At 72.8% G+C, this 2,466-nt stretch carries 3 protein-coding genes; 1 reads left to right on the top strand and 2 read right to left on the bottom strand.

The genetic code is table 11. From position 1 onward, the window contains the following. Positions 1-610 (top strand): 2'-5' RNA ligase family protein (locus tag D8M29_RS11040; RefSeq protein WP_370450170.1); only part of this gene is annotated, 610 nt, incomplete at its 5' end. A 149-nt stretch (positions 611-759) separates the two neighbouring features. Here D8M29_RS11040 and D8M29_RS11035 read toward each other — a convergent pair. Next, complete coding sequence (locus tag D8M29_RS11035) at positions 760-2,175, bottom strand: NAD-dependent succinate-semialdehyde dehydrogenase (protein ID WP_060974184.1); 1,416 nt, start codon at positions 2,173-2,175, stop codon at positions 760-762. A gap of 62 nt (positions 2,176-2,237) precedes the next feature. Continuing rightward, the coding region (locus tag D8M29_RS11030; RefSeq protein ID WP_148111595.1) for a DNA-3-methyladenine glycosylase I at positions 2,238-2,466 on the bottom strand (229 nt) is incomplete at its 5' end.

The raw sequence follows: 2,466 nt of genomic DNA, 5'->3' as shown, positions 1-2,466 counted from the left end.
ATCCGCGCGCGCAGGCGTGAGGCTCTTCCTCGCGATCCGTCCGCCGAGGGCCGCGCTCGACCACCTCGAGCCGGCCCTCGACGGCGTCCGGGACCGGGCCGGGCGCGTGCTGCGCTGGACCGAGCCGGAGCAGCGGCACCTGACGCTGGCGTTCCACCCGGAGGTGCCCGCCGGCGCCGTGGACGACGTCGTCACCGAAGCCGGCCGTATCGCGGTGGGACATGCCCCGCTGGACCTGCACCTGGCCGGAGCGGGGGAGTTCTCCCACCGCACGCTCTGGGTGGGGGTGGGCGGGCAGGTCCGGGAACTCGGCGCGCTTCTGGCGGAGCCCTGGCTCGCCGACGACGACGGCCAGGACCGCCGGCGTGCCCATCTCACCGTGGCGCGGGTCTCGGGGGCCGCGCCCCGACCTCGGGGTCGGAGGCGGGGCGAGCCCCGTCCGCCGGCACCGGCCACCGTCCTGCTGGCCGAGGCCGTGCACGCGCTCACGGTGTACCGCGGGCCGCAGTGGACCGCCGACGAGGTCGAGGTCGTGGCGTCCCGGCTCGGCGAGGGCCGCTCCGGCGGGCCGCTGCACGAGGTGCTGGCGACCGTCCCGCTGCGCGGCTGAGGGGCCGACGAGCAGGCCCCGACGAACAGAGTGGTCACGACGTGCCGTCACCGGACTCCGGTGACGGCACGTCGTGACCACTCTGTGTGCGTCAGGCGGCCGACGGGCCGGACGGAGCGGGAGACCCATCCGGCCGACCCGGCCCGGGGTCAGCTCTCCAGCGGGCCCTGCACCGCGTAGAGGCGCTTGTTGGCGAACTCGTCCACGGCCATGGGGCCGAGCTCGCGGCCGAAGCCCGAGCGCTTCACGCCGCCGAAGGGCAGGTTCGCGCCGGCGGCGGAGGCGAGGTTCACGTTCGCCATCCCCACCTCGAGCTGGTCGGCCACGCGCTTGGCCTCGTCCAGGTCCGTGGAGAACACGGCGCCGCCGAGACCGTACTGGGAGTCGTTGGCCAGCGCCACGGCCTCCTCGGCCGAGGACACCTTGTAGACCACGGCGGCCATGCCGAACAGCTCCTGCGTGTAGGCGGGGTTCTCCTGGTCCACGTCCGTGATCACGGCCGGGGAGACGTAGAAGCCCTCGCCCTCCGGGCCGGAGACGCGCTCGCCGCCCACGTGGACGGTGGCGCCGGCCTCCTTGGCCGCGGCGATCTGCTCGGTGAGCCCGTCGGCCGCGGACTCGGAGGACAGCGGGCCGTAGACGTCGGCGTCGCGCGAGGTCGGGTCGCCGGGCTTCATCGCCGAGGAGCGCTGGACCAGCTCGTCCACGAAGTCGTCGTAGAGGTCCTCCATGACGATCATGCGCTTGTTCGAGTTGCAGGCCTGGCCCCAGTTGCCCATCCGGGTGGCCAGTGCGTCGCGGGCGGCCGCGCGGGCGTCCGGCGCGGAGAGCACGATGTACGGATCGGAGCCGCCGAGCTCGAGGACGACCTTCTTGAGGTGCCGGCCGGCCTGCTCGGCGACGGCGGCGCCGGCCCGCTCCGAACCGGTGAGGGACACGCCCTGCACGCGCGGATCGGCGATGATCGTGGAGATCTGGTCGTGGGTGGCGAACAGGTTCTGGTACACGCACTCCGGCAGGCCGGCCTCGGTGAAGAGCTCTTCCAGCAGCTGCGCCACCTGCGGGTTGATCTCGGCGTGCTTGAGCAGGATGGTGTTGCCGAGCACGAGGTTCGGCGCCACGAAACGGGCCACCTGGTACACCGGGAAGTTCCACGGCATGATCCCCAGCAGCGGGCCGATCGGCAGCCGCTGGACGAACGCCTCCTGCCCGGAGAACTGCTTGATCGGCTGGTCCGCGAGCAGCTCCTCGGCCTCGTCCGCGTAGTACCCGAAGATCTGGGCGCTGTAGCGCACCTCGCCGACCGCCGCGCCGAGGGCCTTGCCCATCTCCGTGGTGATCAGCGCAGCGATGTCCTTGGAGCGCTCGGCCAGCAGCTCGGAGATCCGCTTCACGACGGCGGCGCGCTCGGCCACCGACTTCCGGGACCACTGCTCGTAGGCGGCCTGCGAGGCGTCGAGGGCGTCGGCGATCTGCTGATCCGTGGCGTTGTCGAAGGACTTCAGCAGCTCCCCGGTGGCCGGGTTGATCGTGCGGTAGCCCTGAGAGGCGGAGGTGGTGGTCATCAGTCGTCACCCTTTCGTGTGGACGTCCTGCGGTCAGCTCCCCATCCTGCCGGAGGCCCCGCTCACTCCCAGATCCCGGACGCCCCTCTTCGCCACGAGCCGAGAAGGTGGGTGTCCACGACCCCGGCGGCCTCCATCAGGGCGAAGCACGTGGTCGGCCCCACGAATCGGCAGCCGTGCGCCTTCAGCGCCCTCGCGAGCGCGCGCGACTCCTCCGAGGCCGAGGGGACCTGCGCCACCGTCTCCGGCCGTGGGGTCGCGGCAGGCTGGTGCGCCCAGACCAGCCCCGCC

This window comes from Micrococcus sp. HSID17227 (assembly GCF_003989405.1).
GTDB lineage: Bacteria > Actinomycetota > Actinomycetes > Actinomycetales > Micrococcaceae > Micrococcus > Micrococcus luteus.
Note: the sequence above shows the minus strand (reverse complement) of the source record. Positions and strands in the feature narration are given on the sequence as shown.

What these genes read in the sequence shown, in the direction of transcription:
- D8M29_RS11035 (WP_060974184.1), bottom strand. Translation starts at nt 2,175, where the DNA reads ATGACCACCACCTCCGCCTCTCAGGGCTACCGCACGATCAACCCGGCC.